2 rRNA genes are annotated in these 3,489 nt (G+C 53.4%); both read right to left on the reverse strand.

The window, feature by feature from the left end:
* Positions 1-22: 22 nt before the first annotated feature.
* A 5S ribosomal RNA gene (rrf, locus tag AC0CH3_RS17620) occupies positions 23-137 on the reverse strand.
* 224 nt (positions 138-361) lie between these two features.
* Positions 362-3,158: ribosomal RNA gene (locus tag AC0CH3_RS17625) — 23S ribosomal RNA — on the reverse strand.
* Between the last annotated feature and the right edge of the window lie 331 nt (positions 3,159-3,489).

Below are 3,489 nucleotides of genomic sequence, written 5' to 3' on the forward strand. Positions count from 1 at the left end.
TGCATGTTGCACGGGCTTCAATGCCTGGCGACGACCTACTCTTCCATCGCTTGAGCGATAGTACCATTGGCGCAGTCGGGTTTCACGGCCGAGTTCGGAATGGGATCGGGTGGGACACCGACGCTATAGCCACCAGGCAATGGAGCCGGTGCGACATGCGTGACTGTGAATATCTGGGTCCCTCGAGCTTTGCCTTTCGGCGAAACTTGAGGGTTTTAAAATCGATACCGTGCAAGGTTTGTAGTGTGTTCGACCAATCCCTCGACGGCGAGGGGATTGGCAATCTGGCGTCGTCTTAATCATCCGCACTATCGTCTGACGTGCTGAGCGAACCCAGTGTTGTCATTGATGGTGTGAGACTCTCAAGCGCGAATAGAGCAATTAGTATCGGTTAGCTCCATGCGTTACCGCACTTCTACATCCGATCTATCAACGTCGTGGTCTCCGACGGCTCTATGAAATCTTATCTCGAGGGAGGCTTCCCGCTTAGATGCTTTCAGCGGTTATCCCGTCCATACATAGCTACCCAGCTGCGCTCTTGGCAGAACGACTGGTACACCAGAGGTATGTTCAACCCGGTCCTCTCGTACTAGGGTCAACTCCTCTCAAATTTCGACGCCCACGGCAGATAGGGACCAAACTGTCTCGCGACGTTCTGAACCCAGCTCACGTACCACTTTAATTGGCGAACAGCCAAACCCTTGGGACCTGCTCCAGCCCCAGGATGTGATGAGCCGACATCGAGGTGCCAAACAACCCCGTCGATATGAGCTCTTGGGGGTTATCAGCCTGTTATCCCCGGCGTACCTTTTATCCGTTGAGCGATGGCCCTTCCACGAGGGACCACCGGATCACTATGACCGACTTTCGTCTCTGCTCGACTTGTCAGTCTCGCAGTCAGGCGGGCTTATGCCATTGCACTCTAACAGACGGTTTCCGACCGTCCTGAGCCCACCATTGCGCGCCTCCGTTACTCTTTAGGAGGCGACCGCCCCAGTCAAACTACCCGCCACAGAGGGTCCCTGTTCCGGCTTACGGAACGAGGTTAGACATCAGAAACAAACAGGGTGGTATTTCACCTATGGCTCCACATCAGCTGGCGCCGATGCTTCAAAGCCTCCCACCTATGCTACACAGTTTCTTCCTAATGCCACTCTGAAGCTGCAGTAAAGGTGCACGGGGTCTTTCCGTCTAACCGCGGGTACTCCGCATCTTCACGGAGAATTCAATTTCGCTGAGCATGTCCTGGAGACAGTGGGGAAGTCGTTACGCCATTCGTGCAGGTCGGAACTTACCCGACAAGGAATTTCGCTACCTTAGGACCGTTATAGTTACGGCCGCCGTTTACCTGGGCTTCATTTCAGAGCTTGCACCCCTCCACTTAACCTTCAGGCACCGGGCAGGCGTCAGGCCCTATACGTCGTCTTGAAGCCGACTTAGCAGAGCCCTGTGTTTTTGCTAAACAGTCGCTACCCCCTGGCCTGTGCCCCCTCAAAGTGCTTGCGCATAGTGAGGGCCTCCTTCTTCCGAAGGTACGGAGGCAATTTGCCGAGTTCCTTCAGGACACTTCTCTCAAGCGCCTTGGTATACTCTACCTGACCACCTGTGTCGGTTTCGGGTACGGTCTATACGGTGGGGCTATTTCCTGGAACCATTTCGAAGCCTGCTCAATCCGATAAGAGCAGACAACACACATGATCCGTCACACACCACCAGGCCCACGAATATTAACGTGGTTCCCATCGACTACCCCCTTCGGGCTCGTCTTAGGGGCCGGCTCACCCTGCGCGGATTAGCCTTGCGCAGGAACCCTTGGTCTTTCGGCGAGAGGGCATCTCACCCTCTTTATCGCTACTCATGTCTGCATTCGCACTTCCGATACCTCCACGACCCATTACCAGATCGCTTCACAGGCTTACGGAACGCTCCGCTACCGCGTGACGCATAAGCGCCACACCCTAAGCTTCGGCACGTATCTTGAGCCCCGTTACATCTTCGCCGCAGGACCTCTTGTTTAGACCAGTGAGCTGTTACGCTTTCTTTAAAGGATGGCTGCTTCTAAGCCAACCTCCTGGTTGTTTTGGAAGTCCCACATGCTTTCCCACTTAGATACGATTTGGGGGCCTTAGCTGTAGGTCAGGGCTGTTTCCCTTTTGACGACGGACCTTAGCACCCGCCGTCTGTCTCCCGCATATCACTCTTAGGTATTCGGAGTTTGGTTAGGTTTGGTAGATCTCGCGACCCCCTAGCCCATCCAGTGCTCTACCCCCTAAGGTGTTCGTGCGAGGCACTACCTCAATAGTTTTCGCGGAGAACCAGCTATTTCCCGGCTTGATTGGCCTTTCACCCCTAAACACAACTCATCCGGTAACTTTTCAACGTTAATCGGTTCGGACCTCCAGTGCATGTTACTGCACCTTCATCCTGGTCATGCCTAGATCGCCGGGTTTCGGGTCTAATACATCAAACTCTGGCGCCCTATTCAGACTCGCTTTCGCTGCGCCTACACCTATCGGCTTAAGCTTGCTTGATACATTAAGTCACAGACCCATTATGCAAGAGGTACGCTGTCAGGCCATAAAAGCCCTCCAACTGCTTGTAGGCAATCCGTTTCAGGTACTGTTTCACTCCCCTCATCGGGGTGCTTTTCACCTTTCCCTCACGGTACTAGTTCGCTATCGGTCATGTACGAGTATTTAGGCTTGGAGGGTGGTCCCCCCATGTTCAGACAGAATTTCACGTGTTCCGCCCTACTCGAGTCCGACAATTTCATTTTCGCATACGGGGCTGTCACCCGCTATGGCGCTACTTTCCAGAAGCTTCTGCTAATTCACTTGTCGGCACTGGCCTGGTCCGCGTTCGCTCGCCACTACTAACGGAATCTCGGTTGATGTCTTTTCCTCCAGCTACTGAGATGTTTCAGTTCGCCGGGTTCGCTTCACGAAGCCTATTTTATTCAGCTAAGTGATACCTAACCTAATTAACCCAAACCCTGTGTTGCCACACAGTTCGGATTAATCGGGATAGGTGGGTTTCCCCATTCGGAAATCGTCGGGTCAATGCTTGCTCACAGCTCACCGACGCTTATCGCAGCGTGCCACGTCCTTCATCGCCTGTACATGCCAAGGCATCCACGAATTGCCCTTACCTCACGCTTGAGAGTCCACACCACCAACGACATCACTGGGTGCGTTCCATAAGGAACGTCACCAACTCGGCAGAGCAGTGCGCGTTAGCTTTTGTCGGGACCCCGCTAAAGTAATACTTTGGTGGGAACCCTCAGGTGCGGATGATTATAATCTCAGCCAGATTATTTATATGATGATGTCGATATCTGGAGCTTCGAACCGCTCGTCCAGATCGCCTTGCACAAAAGTGCCCTGCGAACCGCCGAAGCAATCCTCGCCTCCAAAATCGAGCACCTCACGGCATCGATTTTAAAAAACCCATTCACAATGTCAAATACGGGTCGTCTCGACCCAATCACCG

This window comes from Sphingomonas sp. AC449, from assembly GCF_979253475.1.